This window comes from Arthrobacter koreensis, assembly GCF_009193255.1.
GTDB classification, from domain to species: Bacteria; Actinomycetota; Actinomycetes; order Actinomycetales; family Micrococcaceae; genus Arthrobacter_B; species Arthrobacter_B koreensis.
On record NZ_WACG01000002.1, the window covers coordinates 42,966 to 67,066 of the forward strand.

19 protein-coding genes are annotated in these 24,101 nt (G+C 65.5%); 12 read left to right on the plus strand and 7 right to left on the minus strand.

Annotation, left to right across the window (positions count from 1 at the left end; translation table 11 throughout):
* Positions 1 to 80 precede the first annotated feature (80 nt).
* Complete coding sequence (locus GD628_RS07185; RefSeq protein ID WP_152274283.1) at positions 81 to 3,479, plus strand: pyruvate carboxylase; 3,399 nt, start codon at positions 81 to 83, stop codon at positions 3,477 to 3,479.
* Positions 3,480 to 3,531: 52 nt separating this feature from the next.
* Positions 3,532 to 4,959, plus strand: a complete 1,428-nt coding sequence (locus tag GD628_RS07190; RefSeq protein ID WP_091605994.1) for a mycothione reductase — start codon at positions 3,532 to 3,534, stop codon at positions 4,957 to 4,959.
* 79 nt (positions 4,960 to 5,038) lie between these two features.
* Here GD628_RS07190 and GD628_RS07195 read toward each other — a convergent pair whose 3' ends face one another.
* The gene (locus tag GD628_RS07195) at positions 5,039 to 6,847 is read right to left on the minus strand and encodes an AMP-dependent synthetase/ligase (protein ID WP_091605700.1); all 1,809 of its coding nucleotides are present in this window, start codon (positions 6,845 to 6,847) and stop codon (positions 5,039 to 5,041) included.
* 140 nt (positions 6,848 to 6,987) lie between these two features.
* On the opposite strand from GD628_RS07195, the gene GD628_RS07200 reads away from it, so the two are divergent.
* A complete protein-coding gene (locus GD628_RS07200; protein ID WP_091605698.1) occupies positions 6,988 to 8,061 on the plus strand; it encodes an ROK family glucokinase in 1,074 nt (357 codons plus the stop codon).
* A gap of 7 nt (positions 8,062 to 8,068) precedes the next feature.
* Here GD628_RS07200 and GD628_RS07205 read toward each other — a convergent pair whose 3' ends face one another.
* Together GD628_RS07205 and GD628_RS07210 are read right to left on the minus strand one after the other, a co-directional pair.
* Complete coding sequence (locus GD628_RS07205; RefSeq protein ID WP_091605695.1) at positions 8,069 to 8,587, minus strand: hypothetical protein; 519 nt, start codon at positions 8,585 to 8,587, stop codon at positions 8,069 to 8,071.
* Positions 8,584 to 9,348 (minus strand): alpha/beta hydrolase, encoded by a 765-nt coding sequence (locus GD628_RS07210; protein ID WP_091605692.1) that lies wholly within the window; start codon positions 9,346 to 9,348, stop codon positions 8,584 to 8,586. Before GD628_RS07210 ends, GD628_RS07205 begins: the two co-directional genes overlap by 4 nt.
* 201 nt (positions 9,349 to 9,549) lie before the next feature.
* Between GD628_RS07210 and GD628_RS07215 the strand changes: the two genes are divergently transcribed.
* A complete protein-coding gene (locus tag GD628_RS07215; protein ID WP_226802394.1) occupies positions 9,550 to 10,470 on the plus strand; it encodes a lysophospholipid acyltransferase family protein in 921 nt (306 codons plus the stop codon).
* A 79-nt stretch (positions 10,471 to 10,549) separates the two neighbouring features.
* On the plus strand, positions 10,550 to 11,938 hold the full coding sequence (locus tag GD628_RS07220; protein ID WP_091605690.1) for a class II 3-deoxy-7-phosphoheptulonate synthase: 1,389 nt from the start codon (positions 10,550 to 10,552) through the stop codon (positions 11,936 to 11,938).
* Between the two features lie 58 nt (positions 11,939 to 11,996).
* Here GD628_RS07220 and pknB read toward each other — a convergent pair whose 3' ends face one another.
* Complete coding sequence (gene pknB, locus GD628_RS07225; RefSeq protein WP_226802395.1) at positions 11,997 to 14,078, minus strand: Stk1 family PASTA domain-containing Ser/Thr kinase; 2,082 nt, start codon at positions 14,076 to 14,078, stop codon at positions 11,997 to 11,999.
* A gap of 89 nt (positions 14,079 to 14,167) precedes the next feature.
* A complete protein-coding gene (locus tag GD628_RS07230) occupies positions 14,168 to 15,535 on the minus strand; it encodes a lytic transglycosylase domain-containing protein (protein WP_152274285.1) in 1,368 nt (455 codons plus the stop codon).
* Positions 15,536 to 15,763: 228 nt separating this feature from the next.
* Between GD628_RS07230 and GD628_RS07235 the strand changes: the two genes are divergently transcribed.
* Positions 15,764 to 16,117, plus strand: coding sequence for an Rv2175c family DNA-binding protein (locus GD628_RS07235; RefSeq protein ID WP_091605682.1), 354 nt, complete (start codon positions 15,764 to 15,766; stop codon positions 16,115 to 16,117).
* 7 nt (positions 16,118 to 16,124) lie between these two features.
* Here GD628_RS07235 and GD628_RS07240 read toward each other — a convergent pair whose 3' ends face one another.
* Both GD628_RS07240 and GD628_RS07245 read right to left on the minus strand, forming a co-directional pair.
* Positions 16,125 to 17,198, minus strand: a complete 1,074-nt coding sequence (locus GD628_RS07240) for a polyprenyl synthetase family protein (RefSeq protein WP_193313238.1) — start codon at positions 17,196 to 17,198, stop codon at positions 16,125 to 16,127.
* A 71-nt stretch (positions 17,199 to 17,269) separates the two neighbouring features.
* Positions 17,270 to 17,785, minus strand: coding sequence for a hypothetical protein (locus tag GD628_RS07245; protein WP_152274287.1), 516 nt, complete (start codon positions 17,783 to 17,785; stop codon positions 17,270 to 17,272).
* An 85-nt stretch (positions 17,786 to 17,870) separates the two neighbouring features.
* Between GD628_RS07245 and dinB the strand changes: the two genes are divergently transcribed.
* The 6 genes from dinB to GD628_RS07275 all read left to right on the plus strand — a co-directional run bounded on the left by dinB (position 17,871) and on the right by GD628_RS07275 (position 24,058).
* The gene (gene dinB, locus GD628_RS07250) at positions 17,871 to 19,094 is read left to right on the plus strand and encodes a DNA polymerase IV (RefSeq protein WP_264372045.1); all 1,224 of its coding nucleotides are present in this window, start codon (positions 17,871 to 17,873) and stop codon (positions 19,092 to 19,094) included.
* Between the two features lie 170 nt (positions 19,095 to 19,264).
* Positions 19,265 to 19,645, plus strand: coding sequence for a DUF3040 domain-containing protein (locus tag GD628_RS07255; protein ID WP_091605675.1), 381 nt, complete (start codon positions 19,265 to 19,267; stop codon positions 19,643 to 19,645).
* A gap of 289 nt (positions 19,646 to 19,934) precedes the next feature.
* Positions 19,935 to 20,366, plus strand: a complete 432-nt coding sequence (gene mraZ, locus GD628_RS07260; RefSeq protein ID WP_091605672.1) for a division/cell wall cluster transcriptional repressor MraZ — start codon at positions 19,935 to 19,937, stop codon at positions 20,364 to 20,366.
* A 195-nt stretch (positions 20,367 to 20,561) separates the two neighbouring features.
* Positions 20,562 to 21,560 (plus strand): 16S rRNA (cytosine(1402)-N(4))-methyltransferase RsmH, encoded by a 999-nt coding sequence (gene rsmH / locus GD628_RS07265; protein ID WP_152274288.1) that lies wholly within the window; start codon positions 20,562 to 20,564, stop codon positions 21,558 to 21,560.
* Positions 21,557 to 22,237 carry a cell division protein FtsL gene (ftsL, locus tag GD628_RS07270; RefSeq protein ID WP_091605666.1) on the plus strand — a complete coding sequence of 227 codons (681 nt, stop codon included), beginning with the start codon at positions 21,557 to 21,559 and terminating at the stop codon, positions 22,235 to 22,237. Before rsmH ends, ftsL begins: the two co-directional genes overlap by 4 nt.
* Before the next feature lie 27 nt (positions 22,238 to 22,264).
* Positions 22,265 to 24,058 carry a peptidoglycan D,D-transpeptidase FtsI family protein gene (locus tag GD628_RS07275; RefSeq protein ID WP_338083410.1) on the plus strand — a complete coding sequence of 598 codons (1,794 nt, stop codon included), beginning with the start codon at positions 22,265 to 22,267 and terminating at the stop codon, positions 24,056 to 24,058.
* Positions 24,059 to 24,101 lie beyond the last annotated feature (43 nt).

A 24,101-nucleotide genomic window follows, 5' to 3' on the forward strand; every position in this document is an offset into this window, starting at 1 on the left:
CGAATGTTCGGGCCGTGCAGAAACTGAAGACTTAGCACTGAACGGTCCGTTCCATCCCGACGCAACGACGCAGGAGTGCAATGTTCTCGAAGATCCTGGTAGCCAACCGCGGCGAAATTGCCATCCGTGCGTTCCGCGCGGCCTATGAACTTGGGGCCAAGACCGTCGCCGTCTTTCCCTATGAGGACCGCAATTCAATCCACCGCCAGAAGGCTGACGAGGCGTATTTGATCGGCAGTGAGGGGCATCCGGTCCGCGCATACCTGGACGTGGACGAGATCATCCGCGTGGCCAAGGAATCCGGCTGCGATGCGATCTACCCGGGCTACGGCTTCCTGTCCGAAAATCCGCAGCTGGCACGTGCCGCCAAGGCCAACGGCATCACGTTCATCGGCCCGGATGCAGACGTCCTGGAACTGGCCGGCCACAAGGTCCATGCCATCAACGCCGCCCGCGAGGCGGGCATCCCCGTACTGCGCTCAACCGCTCCCAGCGCTGACGCCGAAGCCCTGCTGGCTGAAGCGGAGGAAATCGGGTTCCCCATCTTCGTCAAGGCGGTTGCCGGCGGCGGCGGACGCGGCATGCGGCGGGTGGACACCGCGCATGACCTCCCTGAAGCTCTGAAGGCTGCCATGCGGGAAGCCGATTCCGCATTCGGTGACCCCACGGTTTTCCTGGAGCAGGCTGTGCTGCGCCCCCGCCACATCGAGGTGCAGATCCTCGCGGACAATGACGGTAACGTGATCCACCTCTTTGAGCGTGACTGCTCCCTGCAGCGCCGGCACCAGAAGGTCATTGAAATTGCGCCTGCGCCGAACCTGGATGAAAGCATCCGCGAGGCGCTCTACCGTGACGCCGTGGCCTTCGCCAAGTCGCTGAAGTACGTCAATGCCGGAACCGTGGAGTTCCTCGTGGACACCATTGGGGAACGTGCCGGACAGCACGTCTTCATTGAGATGAACCCGCGCATCCAGGTAGAGCACACGGTCACCGAGGAAATCACCGACGTTGACCTGGTCCAGTCCCAGATGCGCATTGCTGCCGGCGAGAATCTCTCTGACCTTGGCCTGGTGCAGGAGGAGCTGCAGATCCGCGGGGCGGCCCTGCAGTGCCGTATCACCACCGAGGATCCGGCCAACGGGTTCCGGCCGGACGTAGGGAAGATCAGCGCCTACCGGTCCGCCGGCGGTGCAGGCGTACGGCTGGACGGCGGCACCGTCTACGCCGGCGCGGACATCAGCCCGCACTTCGACTCGATGCTGGTGAAGCTCACCTGCCGCGGGCGCAACTACCCGGCGGCCGTCAACCGGGCACGGCGGGCGCTGGCAGAATTCCGCATCCGTGGAGTCTCCAGCAACATCTCCTTCCTGCAGGCAGTCCTCGAGGATCCGGACTTCGTCGCCGGAGATGTTGCCACCTCATTTATTGAAGAGCGTCCCGAACTGCTCAATGCCCGCGGTCCCGCGGACCGGGGCACGAAACTGCTGAACTGGCTCGCCGACGTCACCGTCCATAAGCCCAACGGTGAACTGCCGGCCCAGATCGACCCGCGGGAAAAACTGCCGACGGACCTCCCTGAAGTGAAACCGGGGTCCCGCCAGCGGCTGCTGGAACTGGGCCCGGAGAAATTTGCGGCCGCACTGCGCGAGCAGCAGGCACTGGCTGTCACTGACACCACCTTCCGCGACGCACACCAGTCCCTGCTCGCCACCCGGGTACGCACCCGCGACCTGGCCGGAGCAGCTCCGGCTGTCGCGGCGCTGACACCCGAACTGCTCTCTGTCGAAGCCTGGGGCGGTGCCACTTACGATGTCGCACTCCGTTTCCTGGGCGAGGACCCGTGGGAACGGCTGGACACGCTGCGCCAGGCGCTGCCCAACATCTGCATCCAGATGCTGCTGCGCGGCCGGAACACGGTGGGATACACGCCATACCCCACCGAAGTCACTGATGCGTTCGTCGAGGAGGCCGCCGCTGCCGGCGTCGACATTTTCCGCATCTTCGACGCGCTCAACGACGTGTCCCAGATGGCCCCGGCCATCGAAGCCGTCCGCCGCACCGGGACCGCCGTGGCCGAGGTAGCGCTCTGCTACACCTCGGACATGCTCGATCCCCAGGAGAAGCTCTACACGCTGGACTACTACCTGGACCTGGCCCAGCAGATGGTGGACGCCGGCGCGCACATCCTGGCCATTAAGGACATGGCAGGACTGCTTCGTCCCGCGGCGGCCGCGAAACTCGTAGCGGCCCTGCGGGAACGGTTCGACCTGCCGGTCCACCTGCATACGCATGACACGGCCGGGGGCCAGCTCGCGACGCTCCTCGCCGCCGCGGAAGCCGGCGTCGACGCCGTCGACGTAGCCAGCGCAACGCTGGCCGGCACCACCAGCCAGCCGTCGGCATCCTCGCTGGTGGCGGCGCTGGCGCACACCGAACGGGACACCGGCCTGGACCTGGCAGCCGTGAGCTCGCTGGAACCGTACTGGGAAGCCGTGCGCCGGGTCTATGCGCCCTTCGAATCCGGGCTGGCCGGGCCCACCGGGCGGGTCTACCGCCACGAAATTCCCGGCGGACAGCTCTCGAACCTCCGCCAGCAGGCCATTGCCCTGGGTCTGGGGGAGCGCTTCGAAGCGATCGAGGACATGTACACGGCAGCAGACAAGATCCTGGGCCGGCTGGTCAAGGTCACCCCGTCCTCCAAGGTGGTGGGCGACCTTGCACTGCAGCTAGTGGGCAGCAATGTCGCTCCGGAGGATTTCGAAGAAAACCCGCAGAACTATGACATCCCGGATTCAGTGATCGGCTTCCTCAGCGGAGAGCTGGGCGATCCTCCCGGAGGCTGGCCGGAGCCCTTCCGTACCAAGGCGCTGCAGGGCCGCAAGCCCAAGGCCCGCCAGGTGGAACTGACCGAGGTGGACAGTCAGGGCCTGGCCGGGGACTCCGCCACGCGGCGGGACACCCTGAACCGGCTCCTGTTTGCCGGGCCGGCCCGGGAGTTCGCCACCGTCCGGGAAACCTACGGAGACCTCTCCGTGCTGGACACCCGGGACTACCTGTTCGGGCTGCGCCCCGGGGAAGAACACGTGGTGGAACTCGAAAAGGGCGTGCGGCTCATTGCCACCCTGGAGGCCGTGTCCGAGCCGGATGAGAAGGGCATGCGCACGGTCATGACCACCCTCAACGGCCAGATGCGTCCGGTCATGGTCCGGGACCGCAGCGTCACGACGGACGCAAAGGTTTCCGAACGGGCGGACCCCGCCCAGCCGGGCCACGTCGCAGCACCGTTTGCCGGGGCAGTGACCGTGACGGTGAAGGAAGGTGCCCAGGTGGGCGCCGGCGAGACGGTGGCGACGATCGAAGCCATGAAGATGGAAGCATCCATTACGGCACCCGTTGCCGGTACCGTCAAGCGCCTCGCCGTCAGCGGCGTGCAGCAGGTGGACGGCGGTGACCTGCTGGTGGTTATCGAGCAGGGTTAAGGCAGCAGAGAACACCCGGGGATGCCGGAACCGGCGCCGATAGACTGGGATGGTGACCCATTACGATCTCGCCATCATCGGCTCCGGCTCCGGCAATTCCCTTATCACTCCCGACTGGGACAACCGCAAGGTAGCCGTCATTGACGGCGGCACTTTCGGCGGCACCTGCCTGAACGTTGGCTGCATTCCTACGAAGATGTTCGTTTATCCCGCCCAGCTCGCCGCTTCGGCAGCCGAAGCGGCCCGGCTGGGAGTGGACCAGCGGGTGGAAAAAGTCCGCTGGCGCGAAATCCGGGACCGCATCTTCAGCCGGATCGATGCGATCTCCGAGGGCGGCCGGCGCTACCGGGCGGAAGAGCTGGAGAACGTCACCCTCTACAGCGAGTACGTGCGATTCACCTCCCCGCACCGGCTGGAGACCGCATCGGGGAAGGAAATCACCGCGGACCAGATTGTGGTTGCAGCCGGTTCCCGGCCGGTCCTCCCGGACATTCCGGGTATTGGCCTGCCCCAGGTGCACACCTCTGACACTGTCATGCGCGTGGACGAGCTGCCGGACCGGGTGCTCATCCTCGGTGGCGGCTACATTGCCGCCGAATTCGGTTTCGTTTTCTCGGCCTTCGGATCAGAAGTAACCATGGCCGTGCGGTCCGGAGCGCTGCTCCGTGCGCAGGACGAAACTGTCTCCGAGCGTTTCACTGCCGCAGCATCAGGACAGTGGGACGTCCGGCTGAACACACAGCTTGCCTCCCTGGCCGAGAACGCGGACGGATCAGTCCGCGCCGTCCTGGAGGGACCCGCCGGAACGTCGGAGCTCGACGTCGACCTGGTCCTGGTTGCCACCGGCCGGGTCCCGAACACGGACCGGCTGGACCCCGCGGCGGCAGGCCTTGACGTGGAGCCCGACGGCCGCCTGGCCGTGGACGAATACCAGCGGGTACTCAGCGGCGGCCAGCCGGTTCCAGGGCTCTGGGCGCTGGGAGACGTGAGCGGTGCCGATCAGCTCAAGCACGTCGCCAACCTTGAAGCACGCACGGTGGCCCACAACCTCGTCCACCGTGATGACCTGCAGGCTTCCTCCCATCGTTTTGTTCCCTCCGCCGTGTTCAGCCATCCGCAGATCGCCTCGGTGGGCCTGACCGAAGCCGAGGCACGGGATTACGCCCTGGCCAACGGCATGGACCTGGTGATGGCGGTGCAGGAATACGGGTCGACGGCGTACGGCTGGGCCATGGAGGACAGCACCGGCTTCGTCAAGCTGCTCGCTGACCGCACCACCGGGCAGCTGCTCGGTGCCCACATCATGGGCCACGAGGCCTCCATGCTGATCCAGCCGCTGATCCAGGCCATGGCTTTCGGACTCGACGCCGCCTCCATGGCGCGCGGCCAGTACTGGATCCATCCGGCACTGACCGAGGTAGTGGAGAATGCGCTCCTTTCCCTCGGAACAAACCCCCAGGACACAGCGCTGCGGCCCTAAGGCGCCGAGCGCCAAAAAGGCAGGAGCCCCGGAACATCCGGGGCTCCTGCCTTTGTGCCAGCCGGCAGTGTGGCGCCGGCTAGACCTTCTGGCCTGAATAAATATCCTCGACCACGTCGGAGAAGTCCTTGAGCACCTGGGCCCGCTTGATCTTCAGGGACGGAGTGAGGTGGCCGCTGGATTCAGTGAAGTCGGTGCTGACTACCCTGAACACCTTGATGGCCTCAGCCTGGGAAACCGCCTTGTTGGCCTGGTCCACCAGGGCCTGAAGCTCATCCTGGAGCTGCCGGGACTGTGCTGCCTCGGCCACGGTGGTTGACGCGGGCATGCCGTGCCGTTCCAGCCAGCCGGGCAGAGCTTCCTCGTCGATGGTGATCAGGGCGGAGATGAACGGCCGCTGGTCACCCACAACCACGCACTGGGAGACGATCGCATCCGCGCGGATCGAGTCTTCCAACAGGGCCGGGATGACGTTCTTGCCGCTGGCGGTGACAATGATCTCCTTCTTCCGCCCTGTGATCCGCAGGAAGCCGTCAGAGTCGAGCTGGCCGATGTCGCCGGTGCGGAACCATCCGTCGGCGAAGTTTTCCTCGGTGAGGTCAGGGCGCTTGAAGTAGCCCTTCATGACGCTGATGCCCTTGGTCAGGATTTCGCCGTCCTCCGCGATCTTCACCGCGTTGCCCGGCAGCGGTGCGCCTACGGTGCCGATCTTGATCAGCTGCGGAGTGTTGACGCTGATCGGTGCCGTGGTTTCGGTCAGGCCGTAGCCTTCCAGGACCATCACACCGATCCCGTCGAAGAAGTGTCCCAGCCGGTCTCCCAGCGGTGCGCCGCCGGAAATCGCGTACTGAACCCGTCCGCCCATGGCGGTGCGGATCTTCGAGTAGAGCAGCTTGTCGAACAGGGCGTGGCGGAGCTTCAGTCCCAGGGGCACCTTGCCGGTTTCCTTGGCTTTGGAGTACTCGATGGCCGTCTTGGCGCCGGCATGGAAGATCTTGCCCTTGCCGCCGTCCTCGGCCTTCAGCATCGAGGAGTTGTAGACCTTTTCAAAGACGCGGGGGACCACCAGCAGGAAGGTGGGCTTGTAGCTCTGCAGGTCCGGGAGCAGGTTCTTCACATCCGGGGTATGGGCCACGGTGGAACCGGCCGCGACGGCGAGGACGGAGATGAACCGTGCAAAGACGTGGGCCAGGGGCAGGAACATGATGGTCTGGGCGCCCTCCTTGGCAACCTCCGGCAGCGCTGCCGTCGAGTTGCGGGAGAGGTTGACGAAGTTGCCGTGGGTCAGCTCGCAGCCCTTGGGTTTTCCGGTGGTGCCCGAGGTGTAGATGATCGTGGCCGTGTCCGCCAGCCCGGCCGAGGAACGGCGGGCTTCGAGTTCTTCGTCCGGAACCTTCGCCCCGGCCTCGCGCAGCGCGTCCAGCCCGCCGCCGTCGATTTGCCAGACGTTCTTGACGGCGGAGAGATCCTCATCCGCACCTGCCTGGCGGACCACGTTTTCGTGGCGTGCGGCCTCCACCACTACGCCGACAGCCTCGGAGTCGCCGAGAATCCAGGCAACCTGCGCGGGGGAGGACGTCTCGTAGACCGGAACGGAGACTGCTCCGGCAAACCAGATCGCGAAATCGACGAGGGTCCATTCGTAGCGGGTACGGGCCATGATGCCTACGCGGTCGCCCTGTCCGATTCCGCTGGCGATGAGGCCCTTGGCAATGCGGGAGACATCGGCAAGGAACTCCGTGGCGGTGATGTTCTTCCACTCGTCACCGGTGGAGCGCACGGCGAAGAGGGCCGGATTGGAGGGCTTGGCAGCCTGTTCCAGAAGCAGGTCCGTAGTGTTCGTTTCCGGTGCGGTTTCCACCAGGACCGGAACGCTGTATTCGCGCACGATAGCTCCTTTGGTATCTGTTTGGACGGCGGGTTGCTCCTAAGCCTATAACCTAGATCACATTTTATACTCGCGGGTAACTTTCGAATGCATAACGCTTGCGTCCTCGCCGGCTGCCCGTTGCCTACAATGGGTCTTTGATGCATGCCCCTAACCCAGCTCCGATTCCTTTTTCCGCTCCTGCCGCGCGGTGGTCCCGCAGGCCCTCAGACCCCCTGCGTCCGCGGCGGAGCGTGCGGCTTTCGTCTCCGATGCGACGGCGCGGCCTGGCCATCGGGATCGACATTGGCGGAACCAAGGTGGCAGCCGGACTGGTTGATGCCAGCGGACGGGTACTGGAAGTCCTCCGCCGGTCCACGCCCGGACAGGACCCGCGAGAGGTCGAGAACGTCATCGTTGAACTGGTCCGGGAACTTTCCGCGCACAAGCACGTGTGGTCGGTGGGCATCGGTGCCGCCGGCTGGATGGACCTCTCCGGCAGCACGGTGCTTTTCAGTCCGCACCTGGCCTGGCGCAACGAGCCCCTCCAGGAGAACCTGGAACGGCTGCTGCGCCGCCGGGTGTATCTCGCCAACGACGCCGACGGCGCCGCCTGGGCTGAGTGGCGCTTCGGGGCAGGCAGGGGAGAGAGCAGGCTCGTCTGCATCACGCTCGGCACCGGAATCGGCGGCGCGATGATCATGGACGGCCGCCTGGAACGCGGACGCTTCGGCGTTGCGGGGGAGTTCGGCCACCAAATCATCATGCCGCAGGGGCAGCGCTGTGAGTGCGGCAACCGCGGCTGCTGGGAACAGTACGCTTCGGGCAACGCCCTGGGACGCGAAGCCCGTGAGCTCGCTGCCGCCAATTCGCCGGTGGCGCAGGAGATCCTGGGCAGTGTAGGCGGCAACATCCCGGACATTACCGGTGCCGTAGTGACCAGGCTGGCGCTCGAAGGGGACCGCACTGCCATTGAGCTGGTAGGAGAGGTTGGCGAATGGCTGGGACTGGGACTGTCCAACCTCGCTGCGGCCCTGGACCCGGGGATGTTCGTGATTGGCGGGGGTCTGAGCGACGCCGGTGAGCTGCTGCTGGAACCGGCCCGCAGGGCCTACTCGCGGAACCTCACGGGCCGTGGTTTCCGTCCGGAAGCCCGCATCGAAAAGGCGGCGCTCGGGCCGGCAGCCGGGCTGATCGGCGCAGCAGACCTTTCCCGGGTTGCCGCCCGGCGGTGATTCACCGCTAGACCGCTGCGCCGTCGTCGCCCTCATCCCTCGATTGGGGGAGCCGGAACAGCAGGTAGCCGGCGCAGGTGACGAAAATGGCGACGACGCCCAGCACCACGGCCATTGGTGCGCCGCGCCAGAACATGGCAAACAGGAGCAGCAGCAGCGGTCCTCCCGCGGCACCCAGCCAGGCCAAAATCACCAGCGGTTCGCCGCTTCCCAGCGGCGGCGGTTCCTCCGGGACGAATGAGCCGTCTGACTCGTCCTCTTCCGGGCTGTAGTCACGGGGTCCGGCGGGTGGGGTCGCACGCAGCGGCTGGTTCTCGAAAATGGCCCGGGTGCGGTCCGCCGCGGAGCGCGGCCCCGCGGGCGGGGCGGCGGGGCCAGGCGCCTGGGCGGAGTCGCCGTCGGGAGCCTGGCGCTCGGGGGAAGGCTGCCGGGGATCAGTGTCCGGAGTTTCCTGCAGGCGGGCGACCAGGTCCAGCCAGGTGGCCTCGTCCGTGGACTCGTTACGGTCCGGTTCGCGTTCATTCATGCTGCGGCACCTGCACTCACCCGTTGGATGAATTCGTGGGAACGGTCAAAGATCAGCGGTGCATCATGGTCCATCGTGGCCACATGATAGCTGTTGGGGAGGGGCACTACTTCAAGCTCCGTGGTGCCAAGCTGCCTGCGCACCAGGTCCATGCTGGACTCCGGCACCACCGGATCCACGGTCGACCGGAAGGCGATCACAGGCACCTTCACCTCGGGCAGGTGCTCTGCGGTGTCCTTGAAGAGCCGAAGGAGCTGGGCCACGGCCCCCACCGGAGTGCGGGAATACGCTCCCTCGTCCTGTCCCGGCAGGCGGATGCTGTTCCCGATCGCGGGAACGGAGGGCAACACATACTTCAGCAGGTGGGCGTAACGGGCCCGGGGGTCGGCGACGGTCAGGCCGGGATTGACGACGGCGACTCCGGCTACCGGCTGCCGGGCAGCAAGGCGCAGCGCCAGGGCGCCGCCCATGGACAGTCCGGCGGCGAATACCCGGTCTGTCCGCGCGGCCAGTTCCGTGTACGCGTCCTCATAGCCCCGGTACCAGTGCTGCCAGGGTGTGCGTGCCAGCTCCTGCCAGGTGGTTCCGTGGCCGGGCAGCAGGGGAAGGCTGACGGCATACCCGGCCTCGGCCAGATAGCGGGCCCAGCCCAGCATGCTCACCGTTGAACCGGTGAAGCCATGGCTGAGGAGCACGCCGGTGGATGCGTTCGGGCCTTCTCCGGCGCTTGAAAATGGTGCCGGGCCCCCGGGGGAAGTCATGTCTCTATGGTTGCATTAGGCGCGCGTTTTTCCACCCCGCCGGAAACAAAGTCGGCCGTGTCAGGAGCGGCAGAAATTCTACGCTGCCGCCGCGGCGCTTACAGTAGTACCAGGGGGTGCCATTCGGGTTCCCCACTGTGTTCCTCAATTGGTTCCTTGATTGGTTCCTTAATTGTCTTGTCCGACGGGAGAGCTGGCCGCGTGTTCTATTGGGTGATGAAGACGATTTTCATCGGACCGGTGGTGAATCTCCTGTTCAGGCCGTGGGTCAAAGGTATGGACAATGTTCCCGCCACTGGGCCGGCGATCCTCGTCAGCAACCATCTCTCCTTCTCGGACTCCATCTTCCTGCCGCTGGCCGTACCGCGTCCGGTGAGCTTCCTGGCCAAGTCGGAATACTTCACGGGCCGGGGCCTGAAGGGCAAACTCACTGCAGCGTTCTTCCGCCTTTCCAACCAGCTGCCCATCGACCGTTCGGGCGGTGCTGCCTCCGAGGCGGCGCTGCGTGCCGGCGTGAAGGTGCTGGAGAGCGGCAACCTCCTGGGCATTTACCCGGAAGGCACCCGCAGCCCCGACGGCCGGCTGTACCGCGGCAAGACCGGTGTGGCGAAGATGGCACTGCAGACCGGTGTGCCCGTCATCCCCGTGGCAATGATCGGAACCGATAAGGTCCAGCCCATCGGGCGGCGCATCCCGAATATCCGCCGGATCGGCATTATTGTCGGTGAGCCGCTGGATTTCTCCCGCTATGCGGGCATGGAAAACGACCGCTTTGTGCAGCGTTCGGTCACTGACGAAATCATGTACGAGCTCATGCGCCTTTCCGGCCAGGAGTACGTGGACGTGTACGCCAGCACCGTTAAGGACCAGATGGCGGCGGCACGCAAGGCGTCAAAGTCGGCAGAGTCCCGCAGCGCGGCTGTCCGCCTGGCGCATGCCGATACTCCTGACACCGGGGTAGGTCCGGGTACCGGCCGCCGAAAGGGCCACAAGGAACCCGGCGAGGTTACCGTCATCGGTTCCCCGGACAAGGCCAAGCAGGCGGAAGGGCAGACCCCTGCGGACGGCGGCAGCGGAGACAATAGCTCCGGCGGGTCGCAGCAGTCCCCGCGGGGTGCCTGAGGGCCCTGCCGCACCCGATTCCTGCGTAACAGGACATATTGGATCGCTGAGGGCGGACGCCGCGACGTAGGGTTAAGGGGTGACCCAAAAACCTGCTGACCTTGATCCCAGTTTCCCGCCGTCCTCGGGTGCCGCCGTATATCCCGGCCTCGATGACTGGCGTTCGCTGCCCATCTCCCAGCAGCCCACCTGGCACCAAGACCCCGGCTATGAGGCCGCCGTAGCGGAACTCTCCATGGTCCCTCCGCTGGTATTCGCCGGCGAGGTGGACATCCTGCGTGAACGGCTTGCCCAGGCTGCCCAGGGAAAGGCATTCCTCCTGCAGGGAGGCGACTGCGCGGAGACATTCGAGGCTGCGACGGCGGACAAGATCAGCGCACGAGTCCGCACCATCCTTCAGATGTCCGTGGTGCTGACCTACGGGGCGTCCCTGCCCGTGATCAAGATGGGACGCATGGCCGGCCAGTTTGCCAAGCCGCGTTCCTCGAATGATGAAACGCGTGGCGGTGTGACGCTCCCGGCGTATCGGGGAGACATGGTCAACGGCTTCGAGTTCACCCCCGAGTCCCGCCGGCATGACCCGGCACGCATGGTGCGGGCCTACCACACCTCCGCATCCACCCTGAACCTGATCCGTGCCTTCACCCAGGGCGGCTTCGCAGACCTTAGGCTGGTCCACCACTGGAACCGGGGCTTCACCGCCAACCCGGCGCACTCCCGCTATGAGTCCCTCGCCCGGGACATCGACCGCGCAGTGCGCTTCATGGACGTCTGCGGCGCCGACTTCGAGGCCCTGAAACGCGTTGAGTTCTTCGCCAGTCACGAAGCTTTGCTGCTGGACTATGAGCGGGCGCTGACCCGGATCGATTCGCGGACCGGCCAGCCCTATGACACGTCCGCCCACTTCCTGTGGATCGGTGAGCGTACCCGCGACCTGGATTCGGCGCACGTGGACTTCCTGTCCCGCGTCCGCAACCCCATTGGCGTGAAGCTCGGCCCCAACAGCACGGCTGAGGACGCACTGGCCCTGATCGAGAAACTGGATCCCGAACGCGAACCGGGGCGCCTGACCTTCATCACGCGCATGGGTGCCGGCAACATCCGCGAAAAGCTCCCCACCCTGGTGGAGAAGGTGACCGCCTCCGGTGCCCAGGTACTCTGGGTAACCGATCCCATGCACGGCAACACGGTAACGTCCCCCAACGGATACAAGACCCGCAACTTCGACGACGTCATGGACGAGGTCCGCGGCTTCTTCGAGGTCCACAACGAGCTGGGCACCTTCCCGGGCGGCCTGCACGTCGAGATGACGGGCGATGACGTGTCCGAATGCCTGGGCGGAGCAGATCCCGTGGACCAGGAGGCCTTCGTGGAAGGCTACGAGTCGGTCTGCGACCCCCGCCTGAACCACATGCAGTCCCTGGAGATGGCATTCCTGGTGGCAGGAGCCCTCGCGGAAAAGAGCTGACCTTCCAAACAGGAACGGGGACTGCCTGGGCAGTCCCCGTTCCTGTGCCGGCGTCCTGTCAGACGACGGTCAGCTTGATGACCGAACCCTCCGGGGCCGTGCCGCCCGCCGGATCCTGGGCCCGGACCGTTCCGAAGAAACCGCCCAGGATTTCGTTGACCTCGACGCGGAAGCCCAGGCGTTCAAGTTCCTCGCGTGCGGTGTCCGCCTGCTTGCCCACATAGCTGGGCACCTGGACCATGCGCGGCCCGTCGGAAATGGTCAGTGTCACCGTTCCGCCCCGCTCCACCAGCCCGGAGGACGGCGTCTGCACTGCCACGGATCCCTTGGGAACATCCACGCTGTTGATGCGCTCGGGGGAGACGGTGGCTGACAATCCGGCCTCCTGGATTAGCCGTACCGCCTCCTGCTCGGTCTTCCCGGCCACCACCGGGACCTCGACAGGTGCCGGGCCCTTGGACACCGTAAGGTCCACGGGAGTGCCGCGGCGAAGGTCAGCGTCCGCTGCGGGTACCTGCGCGAGGACCTGCCCTGCGGGAACATCCTCGCTGAATTCCTCGGTGACGGTTCCGGTGGCGAGACCGGCCTCGGTGATCTTCTCCCGGGCGTCCTCCAGCGAACGCTGGATGACGTTGGGGACGCTGAAGAGTTCCGGTCCGCGGGACACCAGCAGCGTCACCGGCTGGAACCGGCGGATTTGCTGCGCGGCGGCGGGATCGGTTCCCACCACCATTCCGGCCGAGATCACCTCGTCATACACCTCGCTGGTGGTATAGCGGAGTCCTTCCTCGCCAAGCCTGCTTCCAGCGGCCTCGACCGATGTGTTGGAGACCTCCGGGATGGACACCAGTGCTCCGGGACCGGCTCCGAAGAACCAGCCGGCGAAGGCAGCCGCGGCAACCAGCAGGGTAACCAGGAGCGCCAGCAGGACGCCCCGCCTGCGCGGACGGCCCGGACGCAGGGATACCTCAGGACGCTGCGCTGCCCGGCTGGCCTCTTTCTGGCTTGCCTTAAAGTCTTTCTTGGCAAGCCGCCGGCCTGCCCGTGGGGAGAGCTCAGGGTAGTCGCCGTCGTCGTCGTCGCCGTGCCCGTCATAACCATCGTCGTCCTGGTAGCCCTCCGCGGTGAGCGGGTGCCCCAGGACGGTGGTGGCGTTGTCCGTGCGCTGCAGGACTTCGGTGGCGTGGGGCTGCGCCTGGCTGATCACTTCCGTGGCGCCGGAAGGCGTCGGTGTCATGACGGTTGTCCGGTCGCCCTGGCCCGGATGCTGTGCCGGGGGACTGCCCGGGGCATGGAAGTCCAGCTGTTCGTCGGTGAGGGACGTGCGGATGTGGCGCAGTTCCCCCAGCAGGGCGCGGCCGTCCACCGGCCGGCCCTCCGGGTCCTGCGAGGTGCACCAGAGCACCAGCTCGTCCAGGTCCTCAGCCAGTCCGGGGCAGGCGGCGGAAGGCGCCGGGACCGAGGAGTGCACGTGGGCGAATGCCACCTGGATTGGCACTTCGCCGGTGAAGGGCTGGGAACCCGTGAGCATCTCGTAGAGCATGATGCCGGCGGAATAGATGTCGCTGCGTGCGTCAGCGCCGGCACCGGTGACAAGTTCAGGGGCCAGGTAAGCGACGGTGCCCACCAGCGTGCCCGTGTTCGTGCTGGTAGTCACGGCACGGGCCAGGCCGAAGTCCGCTATTTTGATGGCACCGCTGCTGGCCAGCAGCACGTTTTCGGGCTTGACGTCGCGGTGCACAAGCCCCGCTTCGTGTGCGGCGGCGAGCCCGTCCACCACGGCATCCATCATGGCCAGCGCCAGGCGGGGGGAGAGCCTGTGCCGCTCGTTGAGGACGTCACGCAGCGTGCGGCCGGGAACGTATTCCATGACCAGATAGGACAGCGAGTCGGTGACGCCCTGGTCCAGGACGCCGACGACGTGCGGGTGGGACAGGCGGGCAGCGGACTTGGCCTCCCGCTCAAAACGGTCGAGGAATCCGCGGTCCGCCGCGAGGTGGGGGTACAGGACCTTCAGGGCGACGTCGCGGTCCAGCCGGGTATCGGTTGCCAGATAGACAGTGGACATTCCGCCGCGCGCGATGCGGGACCGCACCAGGTAGCGGTTGTCTACCAGGGTTTCCAGGAGAGGGTCACTCACGGGCTCATGCACCCTTTGATCCTATAAGCGGAAGGAGCCGGGAGGCGGATCGACACCCGATCCGCCTCCCGGCTCCAGTTCCGTGCGTGCTAGAACCCGGCCCGGTGGGCCAGGACGGACGCCACGTATGCCTTGGTGTCCTCGTACATTCCCTGGGTGGTCACCGAGTACTGGCCCTGGTAATAGGACGCAATGGCAACCTCCAGGCTGGGGCTGGTGCGGACCAGCGCCCGGATGATCGCCACGCCGGCGGTGACGTTGTCCTGCGGGTCAAGCAGGTTGAGCTCGCGGCCCACCAGTCCGGAGGCCCATTCGCCGGAGGAGGGGATGACCTGCATGGTGCCGATGGCGTTTGCCGGGGACACGGCACGCTGGTCAAAACCGGATTCCTGCAGCGCGAAGGCCTGGGCCAGTGCCGGATCAACGCCCATGGAGGCGGCGGTGTCGGCAACCATCTGCTGCATCTGTGCCCGCGAAGGCACCGCCACGGAGTTCAGCGCCTGCTTGTTCAGGTTGGCGTTGGCCACAACGTGCTGCGGGTAGGTGTAGTGCAGGAAAGTGCTCGGCACCAGGTCCGTGGGTGCGGCCGCGGGAGCTGCCGGCGCCGAGGAAGCCGTGGTGACGGTCGATCCGCCGGACAGGGAGATTTTCTGGCCCGGGCGGATGATTGAAGTCATGCTGAGGTTGTTGGCGTCCAGCACCGATTTCAGGCTGACCCCGTGCTTGGCGGCAATGGCGCCCAGGGTATCGCCCGGGACCACGGTGTACGTGCCGGCCGACGGCGCTGCGGGAGCCGGGGCGGGAGCCGCCGGAGCAGCAGCGGATGACGGGGCGGTCACCGAAGTGGCGGCGCCTGCTCCAATGGTGAGCTTGTCCCCGGGGTAGATCACGGTGGTCATGCTGAGGTTGTTCGCCTGCAGGATGGAGGCCAGGCTGACGCCGTGCTTGGCGGCAATGGCGCTGAGGGTATCCCCGGCAGCCACGGTGTAGGTTCCGGCGGCTGCGGCCGGCACCTTGGTGGAGGGAGCAGCCGCTGCGGGTGCCGAGCCGGTCAGCTTCAGTTCCTTGCCTGCGTAGATGATCGAGGACGGCGTGAGGTTGTTGACCCGGAGCAGCTCGTTCATGTCCAGGCCGTACTTTGCGGCGATGGCGCTGACCGTGTCTCCCGGAACAATCCGGTGGGTCGCGGGAACCGAGGACTCGGCGGCGACCGTGGCCGGGACCTGCGCCGCGAGCTGGGCGGCTGGAATGACGGCGGAGGGGAGGGTCTTCTTGGCCTGCAGCGGAAGCTGCGGGAACAGTGCCTTGGCCGGTGACTGCGGAACCTGGGCCTGGGCCGGTTCGGCAAGAGCCAACGACGACATCATGACAGCCGGGATCGCTGCCGTGGTTACAGCAACGCTCAGTTTGCGGGGCAAGGCAGCGGTACGCGGCCTGGCATTGGGCTGCACGGTCATAACGGGTCGTTTCCTCATCTGTTGGCGGGGCGGCTTTGTGCCGCAGTCCGCGGGACAAAAAACAAGTAGTGATACGGGTGTTACGGGTGTGATTACTGTGACTAATGCGAATTTACACGAGAATTGCTGGATTGCGATACCCGCAGGCAAAACTTATCGGCCCATGCCGCAGGGGTGAAAGGGGCTCCGACTGGCCCGGATTGCTGCTGCCGTGGCAATCTTGGAAACGTGAATGAACTCGAGGAACTGGTTTCCGACTGGCTGACCCTGCCCGATGTGGCTGAACAACTAGACGTAACAATCAGCAAGGTGCACAGCCTGCTGGAAGAACGCGCGCTGCTGGCGGTGCGGCTCGGTGAGCGCAAGATCCGCAGCGTGCCTGCAGCCTTTATTAACGACGGCGCCATTTTGGACAGCCTGAAGGGGACTATTTCGGTCCTCGCTGATGCGGGTTTCTCCGATGAGGAAATGCTCCGCTGGCTCTTCACCGCGGATGACACCCTCCCCGGACGTCCCGTGGACGCACTGAAGGAAGGCCGGAAGACGGAGATCCGCCGCCGGGCGCAGGCCCTGGCCTGGTGAAAGTGCCCTAGGCAGTCCGGGTTACGGCCGCATGTGCCAGTAGCTCAAGCGCCGAGCGGGTCTGCTCATCCACAGCCAGAGAGGCGAGGGTGGTGAAGGCCTGCTCGGTGTGCTCGGCAATCAGCGCTTCCGTAGTAGCCAGCGCACCGCTTTCCTCGATGGCCGTCCGGAGGGACGCTACGGCGTCGTCATCCAGGTCCGGCCGGCCGAGATTGTCCGTGATTTCCTTCCGGACAGCCTCGGATCCGGTGCTCAGCGCATAGGCGATCAGCACCGTGCGCTTGCCTTCACGCAGGTCGTCCCCGGCAGGCTTCCCGGTGAGCTCCGGATCACCGAATACTCCCAGCACATCATCCCGCAGCTGGAACGCTTCACCCAGCGGCAGCGCGAACTGTGAGTACGCGGCCAGCAGCTCGTTCCCGGCGCCTGCCAGCGCCCCGCCTATGGCGAGGGGATGCTCAATGCTGTATTTCGCGGATTTGTACCGCAGGATGTTCCGGGCCCGCACAACGGCGCGTTCGGGCTCATGCCCGGGCCCAACCACTTCTTCGAGAATATCCAGGTACTGCCCGGCCATGACTTCAGTGCGCATGCGGTTGAAGAGGGCGCGTGCCCGGGTGTTGTAGGCAGCGCGTTCACCCACGGAGGTGAATGCCTCTTCACTCAGCGCAAGGCAGAGGTCGCCTGCGAGGATCGCTGCGGAGGAACCGAAGTGCTGTCCGTCCAGGAACCATTCGGCTTCGGCGTGCCGGTTGCTGAAGTGCCGGTGCACGCTGGGCGCGCCGCGGCGGGTGTCGGACCGGTCAATGATGTCGTCATGGATCAGCGCCGCACTCTGGAACAGTTCCAGCGCAACGCCGGCCCGGATTGCCGGAGCTCCCAGTGCGTCCCCGCCGGCGCCTCGCCAACCCCAGTAGTTCAGCAGCGCACGCAGGCGCTTGCCGCCTTTGGCCAGCGAGTGGACGGCGCCAAGCAGCGGAACCGATTCGCTGGACACGTCCTCCAGGACCTCGCGCTGGAAATCGAGGAACTGCTCCAGGTCAGCGGACAGGGCCTGGCGGTACGCGGCCTGTTCCTGCACCGCGTCCCCCGGTGCCTGTCCGGGTTCCGGGTTTGCTTCCCATGCGGCGGGTGCCTGGCTCACGGAGTGTCCTATCCTGCGGTTTCGGCGGTAGCGGGAAGCACGTTCGCCCCCACGGTGTAGACGGAGCTGCCGTTCCGGGTGACGACTGAGACGTTCACCGTTTCCGTCTCGGAGTCAGTAGTGCGGGCGAAGTCCTTGGCCGGTGTTGAATCCACCGCGTCGCCCTCAAGGGCAGTGAACCCAAGTTTCTCGAAGTGCGCCGTGTAGAAGGCAAGGATTTCCTCGGGGGCGGCGGGGGAGGAAGCCGTCATGGAGGCAGTAACGAGCTTGCCGTCAGATTCGTAACTGGAGGCGGTGGGCTCGGATCCTGCGAAGACGGGGATGAGGGCTTCGGGGAAACCTGGCGCGATGGCGGATGTAGGCGAGGGGGACGTCGTCGGGCTGGCCTCCGCGGCCGAGGACGAGGGGGATGCCGCCGAGGTGCTGGGGGACGCAGTGGTGTCGGGGGAAGTGGCGTCGGAACTGCAGCCGGCAACTGCGGCCAGGATGGCTGCGCTGCAGGCAACTGCGAGGAATTTCTTCATGGGGATCCGCATCGACGAAGGGTCAGGGCCTGCAATCCAGTCTAGGCGAGCGGAGGAGTGTCTGCTGGCTGCCTAGTATGGGGACGTGGGTACAGAAACGCAGGCGGCGGCCGAAAACCGGGACTGCACCATCATGCACGTGGACATGGATGCCTTCTATGTGGCCGTCGAGCTGCTCCGCCGTCCTGAACTGGTTGGCAGGCCGGTGATCGTCGGAGGCCACGGAGGCAGGTCCGTTGTCCTTTCGGCATCCTATGAGGCCCGCCGCTTCGGGGTGCGGTCCGCCATGCCCATGGCCAACGCGCGCAGACTGTGTCCCCAGGCGGAGGTCCTGGAACCGCACCAGGGGGTGTACCGGCAGGTGTCGGCCCGGCTCATGGCCATCTTCGAGTCCATAACGCCGCTGGTGGAGCCGCTGAGCGTGGACGAAGCTTTCCTGGATATCGCCGGCTCGATGCGCCGGCTGGGCCCGCCGCGGCAGATCGGTGAACTGGTCCGCAGCCGTGTGTCCCGGGAACTGGGGATTACTGCCAGCGTGGGTATCGCATCCACCAAGTTCGTCGCGAAGATTGCCTCGGCACGGTGCAAGCCCAATGGCCTGCTGCTGGTCCCGAAGGAGGAGACCATCGGCTTCCTCCACACCCTGGACGTTTCCGCGCTCTGGGGGGTGGGCGCAAAAACCCGCGAAGCCCTTGCCCGGGTGGGCATCAATACTGTCTTTGATGTGGCCCATACGCCTCCCACCGTCCTGCAGCGCCTGCTCGGTGCCACCGGAAGGCACGTCTACGACCTGGCCTGGGGGCGGGATCCGCGCGCCGTCACTCCGGTACGCGTGGAGAAGAGCCTCGGCGCGGAGGAGACGTTCGCCCGGGACGTGGATGAAGATGAGGTGCTGGAGACGGAACTCCTGCGGCTGGCACACCGAACCGCTGCCCGGCTGCGGGCGGCAGGACTCCAAAGCCGTTCCGTGTCGCTCAAGCTTCGGTACGCCGACTTCTCAACGCTGACGCGTTCCCGCACGCTCACTGAACCGGTGGACAGTGCACAGCTTCTGTATGAGGCGGTGCGCGGACTGCTGGCCGGACTGGGCCGCCGGCCCATGAGCGTGCGGCTGATTGGCCTGCGGGCGGAGAAGCTCGAGACGGCCGACGGCGCTGCCCAGCAGCTGACGCTGGACGGCCGGGATGACAACTGGCGCTCTGCGGAGGACGCACTGGACCGCATCAACCGGCGGTTCGGGGAAGCCGGCATCATGCCGGCACGCCTCCTGGGGCGGGAGCGGAACAAGCCCCCGGGCGGGCAAGGCTGAGCTTTAGCTGAGAGGAAGCCGCAGCGTCCGGCAGCCGCTTTCCCCGGACCCGTTTGCAAACTATCCTTAGAGCTAGTTGCAGAACAGCGTCGACACCTCCGCGGGAACAACCACCACGCCGGGTTCGTTGCTTGGATTACAGGGCACATTTGGACCGCAAGGAGACAGTAATGGCACTCTCAGAACACGAGCAGCGCTTGCTTGATCAGCTGGAGCAGCAATTACACGCTGAGGACCCGAAGTTTGCCAATTCAATGGCTTCCTCGGCCGGCCGAGGCATGTCTACCCGGCGGATTGTGCTGGGCGCACTCGTGGCAGTTGCCGGGATAGCAGTCCTGATCCTGGGTATCACCCTCGACAGTCCGTTCAACATCCTGGTGGGGATTGTTGGGTTTATGGTCATGGGTGCCGGGATGTACTACGCGACCACCAAGGGCAAGCAGGCTGAGACGCAGATTCCTGCGGGCCGCAAGGAGCGCGCTGCGGCTCCCCGTGGATTTATGTCCAACCTCGAGAACAAATGGGATGAGCGCAAGCGGGACCAGCCCTAGCGCCGCCAGCCCCACTTTCCTCCCCGGCACAGGCCCGGGAGGCCGGAAAGACCCGCAGCTGCGGGTCTTTTCCTTTTTAACCGCCGGTGGGCCCCTCGACGAGCACTTTTCCCTCCACCGCACACCACACCCCGCTTTCCCTTGCCCGCGTTGGGAACCACGGGCGCGACGCGCCGGAAAACGTTATCGAATTGCGTTGACTGTGGAGGGAAGTGGAGTAAAGTGGGGGGCGTAAGAGGGTAGGGCAGTGCAGGAGGGGTGTAACTCCCATATCTGACAGGTGGTGGCGATGTTCCTCGGAACTCATTCGCCGCGCCTTGACGAGAAGGGCAGGCTCATCCTTCCCGCTAAGTTCCGTGACGAACTCGCCGAAGGGCTGGTGCTGACACGGGGCCAGGAACGCTGCATCTACGTCTTCAGCCAGAAGGAATTCGAGAAGGTCCACGAGCAGATGAGGCAGGCTCCACTGTCATCACGCCAGGCCCGTGACTACATTCGTGTGTTTCTGTCCGGAGCCTCTGACGAAGTCCCGGATAAGCAGGGCCGCGTTACTATTCCGCCGGCACTGCGCTCGTATGCCGGGCTCGGACGTGAACTCGCCGTTATCGGCGCGGGCACCCGGGCCGAGATCTGGGACGCCACGGCATGGCAGGAATACTTGGAGGAACAGGAAAACGCGTTTTCGGAGACTGACGAAGACACGATGCCCGGCATCTTCTAGCCGTTGCACAGCAGGCAGTACAGCAGTACCCAGAGGAATTCGACGCCGGACCCGGCGGGATCTTGAACGAGATCTCCAGCCGCCCCATGGAATTCACCTGGCTCACCTTCCCCGGAGCCAGGCGTACCGTGAGGCGCGGATGGGGATCTGGTCCAAGAACCCGCTGAACCGGACAGGCAGCGGAGGGAGAGACCAATGAACGAAGACCGTCCAACTGAGGACCGGCACGTACCCGTACTGCGGGACCGCTGCATCAACCTCCTGGCACCGGCCATCGAGGCAGCCGAGGCAGCCGGGCGCACCGCCGTCGTCGTGGACGCCACGCTTGGCATGGGCGGGCACACCGAAGCCATGCTCGAGCGCTTTCCGAAACTGCACGTCATCGGCATTGACCGTGACACGCAGGCGCTTGCCCTGGCGGGGGAGCGGCTGGCAGCCTTCGAGAACCGCACGGACCTGGTGCACGCCGTTTACGACGAGATCGCAGACGTCGTCCAGGACCTCGGATTCGAAACCATCGATGGTGCGCTGTTCGACCTCGGCGTCTCCTCCATGCAGCTCGACGAGCGTGAGCGCGGCTTCGCATACTCCTACGACGCGCCGCTGGACATGCGCATGGATACCAGCCGCGGCCGCACTGCTGCCGAAATCGTCAACACCTATGACGAGGCCGAACTGGTTTCGATCATCCGCCGCTGGGGCGAGGAAAAGTTCGCCGGCCGCATCGCGTCCTCGATTGTCTCCACCCGTGCGGACAAGCCGTTCACCACTACGGGGGAACTGGTCGAAGCCATCCGCGCAGTGGTTCCGGCAGCAGCGGCCCGCACCGGCGGCCACCCTGCAAAGCGCACCTTCCAGGCACTGCGCATCGAGGTCAACGAGGAACTCGACGTGCTGGAACGGGCCATTCCCTCTGCGCTTTCCGTGCTCGGTGTGGGCGGACGCATCGTCGTCATGTCCTACCACAGCCTGGAGGACAGGATCGTGAAGGATATCTTCGCTGCCGGCTCCCGTTCCTCGGCGCCCAAGGGCTTCCCGGTTGAGCTCGAGGAACACAAGGCGCAGCTCAAGCGGCTGACCAAGGGAACCGAAGTTCCCACCGAGCAGGAAATCGCAGAGAACCCGCGCGCGGCATCGGCCAAGCTGCGGGCAGTCGAACGGATTCGCGCAACCATGGATGGGGCACGTCGATGACTGAACGATCACCACGCCGGCCGCAGGTTCCGGTGCGGACAGCCCCGTCCGTGCAGGGCAACCTGGCACGTGACCTTCCGCAGGAGGCGCCCCAGCAGCCAGCTCCGCGCCGCCGGACACCGCTGGCCCTGGTCCCCGCGGCAACCCGAAAGCGCCGGGTCCCTGCGGTGGCGCTGTGCTTCGCCGCGCTTGCCGCCGGCCTCGCAGCAGTCCTCGGCCTGAACATCTCTGTATCCAGCGGCCAGTATGAGCTCGTCCAGCTGCAGAACCAGCGCACCCAGCTGATTCAGCAGAACGAGGCACTGACGCAGCAGGTGGAGCACAACCAGGCTCCCCAGGTCCTTGCCGGTGCCGCCGGCGAACTGGGCATGGTTGTTTCGCCCACGTTCGGTACGATCGACCTGCAGACCCTGGCGGTCACAGGGGACCCTGAGCCTGCCAAGGAAGGTGCGGGACCGGGAACGCTGATTGAGCTGCCCCAGGTCCTGACCCAGCCGGTTACCCCGGCACAGCCTGCTGCCCCGGAACCGGCCGAAAACGCACGGGCCGCGCAGCAGCAGGACAGTGCTTCTACCGGTGCGGAACCGGAACCGGCTCCCGTTCCTGCCCCCGCACCGGCGGAAACCGATTTGAACGGCGGCACGATTCCGGCTCCCAGCCAGAGAAGCGGCCAGTAAACCAACCAGCACCGGCGAGGACACGTTGTGGCAAAAGCAGGGCAGGCTCCGGCACCGGAGGACCACAGGGTAAACCTCGTGACCGGCAGGCTACGGGCCGGGATGATCATTGTGCTGGTGCTGCTCACCGTCCTGGGCGTCCGGCTGTTCCAGGTGCAGGCCGTGGATCCGGAAGGCATGGCGGAGGCAGCGGTGGCAAACCGGCTGGTGACCGTGAATGTGCCGGCACTGCGCGGGGGCATCCTGGACAACGAGGGCAACTACCTGGCACGCAGTGTGGAGCGCTTCGACATCGTTGTCGACCAGCGGCTCGCCGCGGCCTACGACGAGGATGAATACCAGCGCCGAAACTCCGAGGGTGACCTTGAAACCGTGACGTTCGACGCTGCGCTGAAGGAACTTGCCGCGGTCCTGGGCCAGGACACGGAGACTCTGCGCAGGTCGGTCCTGGGCGAGAAGGGTTTCAACTTCGTGGCAAAGACCGTAACCCCGGAAATCCGGGACAAGGTCCTGGCCGTCAAGTTCCCCGGCGTCTATGCCGACCGAACCACCCTCCGTACCTACCCCTCCGGGCCCGTGGCCGGATCCATCGTCGGTTTCCTCGGGACCGAGGGAGCCCAGGAAGGTCTGGAACTGACCCAGGACTCGATCCTGGCGGGTGAGGCCGGAAGCAAGACGTACGAGATTGGCGGAGACGGCATCCGCATTCCGTACGCCACCAACGAAGACGTGCCGGTTCAGGACGGCGATTCGATCCGGCTGACCATTGACCAGGACCTTCAGTGGTTCGCCCAGCAGACCATTGCGGACCAGGTCCAGGAGTACAACGCGGACTGGGGCAACGTCGTCGTCGTGGAGGTGGAGACGGGCAACGTCCTTGCCATGGCGGAATCCACCACGGTGGACCCGAACAATCCCGGCGCCACTGAAGCGGATTCCCGCAAGGCCCGCTCGGTGACGGATTCCTTCGAGCCGGGCTCAACCACCAAGGTGATCACCATGGCGGCTGCCATCGAGGAGGGGATCATCACCCCCACCTCCCAGTTCCAGATCGACAACACGTACTCAATTGACGGGCAGACCTTCAAGGACGCCTTTGACCACGGCACGGTCCGGATGACGGCGTCCGGCGTGCTGGCCAAATCCATGAATACCGGAACAGTCATGGTTGGCCAGCAGCTCACTCCCCAGCAGCGCTACGACTGGCTGCGGAAGTTCGGCATCGGGACCGAGCTGGGAACGGGCCTCAACGGCGAGACGTCCGGCCTGCTCGCCACCCCGGATAACTGGGATACCCGCCAGCAGTACACCGTCCTCTTCGGCCAGGGCCTAACGCAGACGGCGCTGCACACCGCCATGGTTTTCCAGACCATCGCCAATGACGGGGTTCGGCTGCAACCGCGGCTGGTGGATGCCAGGATCGATGCCGACGGCGTCGAACACAGGGCTGAAAAGGACGGGGGCACCCGGGTTGTGTCCGAGAAGACAGCCCTGGAAGTCCAGCACATGCTGGAGACCACCACGGTTGAGGGATCCGGCTCGTCGGGAGCACTCGAGAAGTATCGGGTCGGTTCCAAGACCGGTACCGCGGAGGCGCCGAGCCCCAACGGCGGGTATGACGGATACACCGTCTCCTATGCTGGTATTGCGCCCATGGATGATCCCAAGTACGTCGCCGTAGTGACCCTGCAGCGGCCCAAGGGAGACCTCTACTACATCGAACCCGGAAAGACCTTCCAGAAGGTCATGGAACAGGTCCTGACCACCAACAACGTAGCCCCCTCCGAAGGGGAGCCGGTTACGTACCCCATCGAGTACTAAAGCTGGAGCAGTGCAGTGCCACATAGCAACAATCAGCATGCCC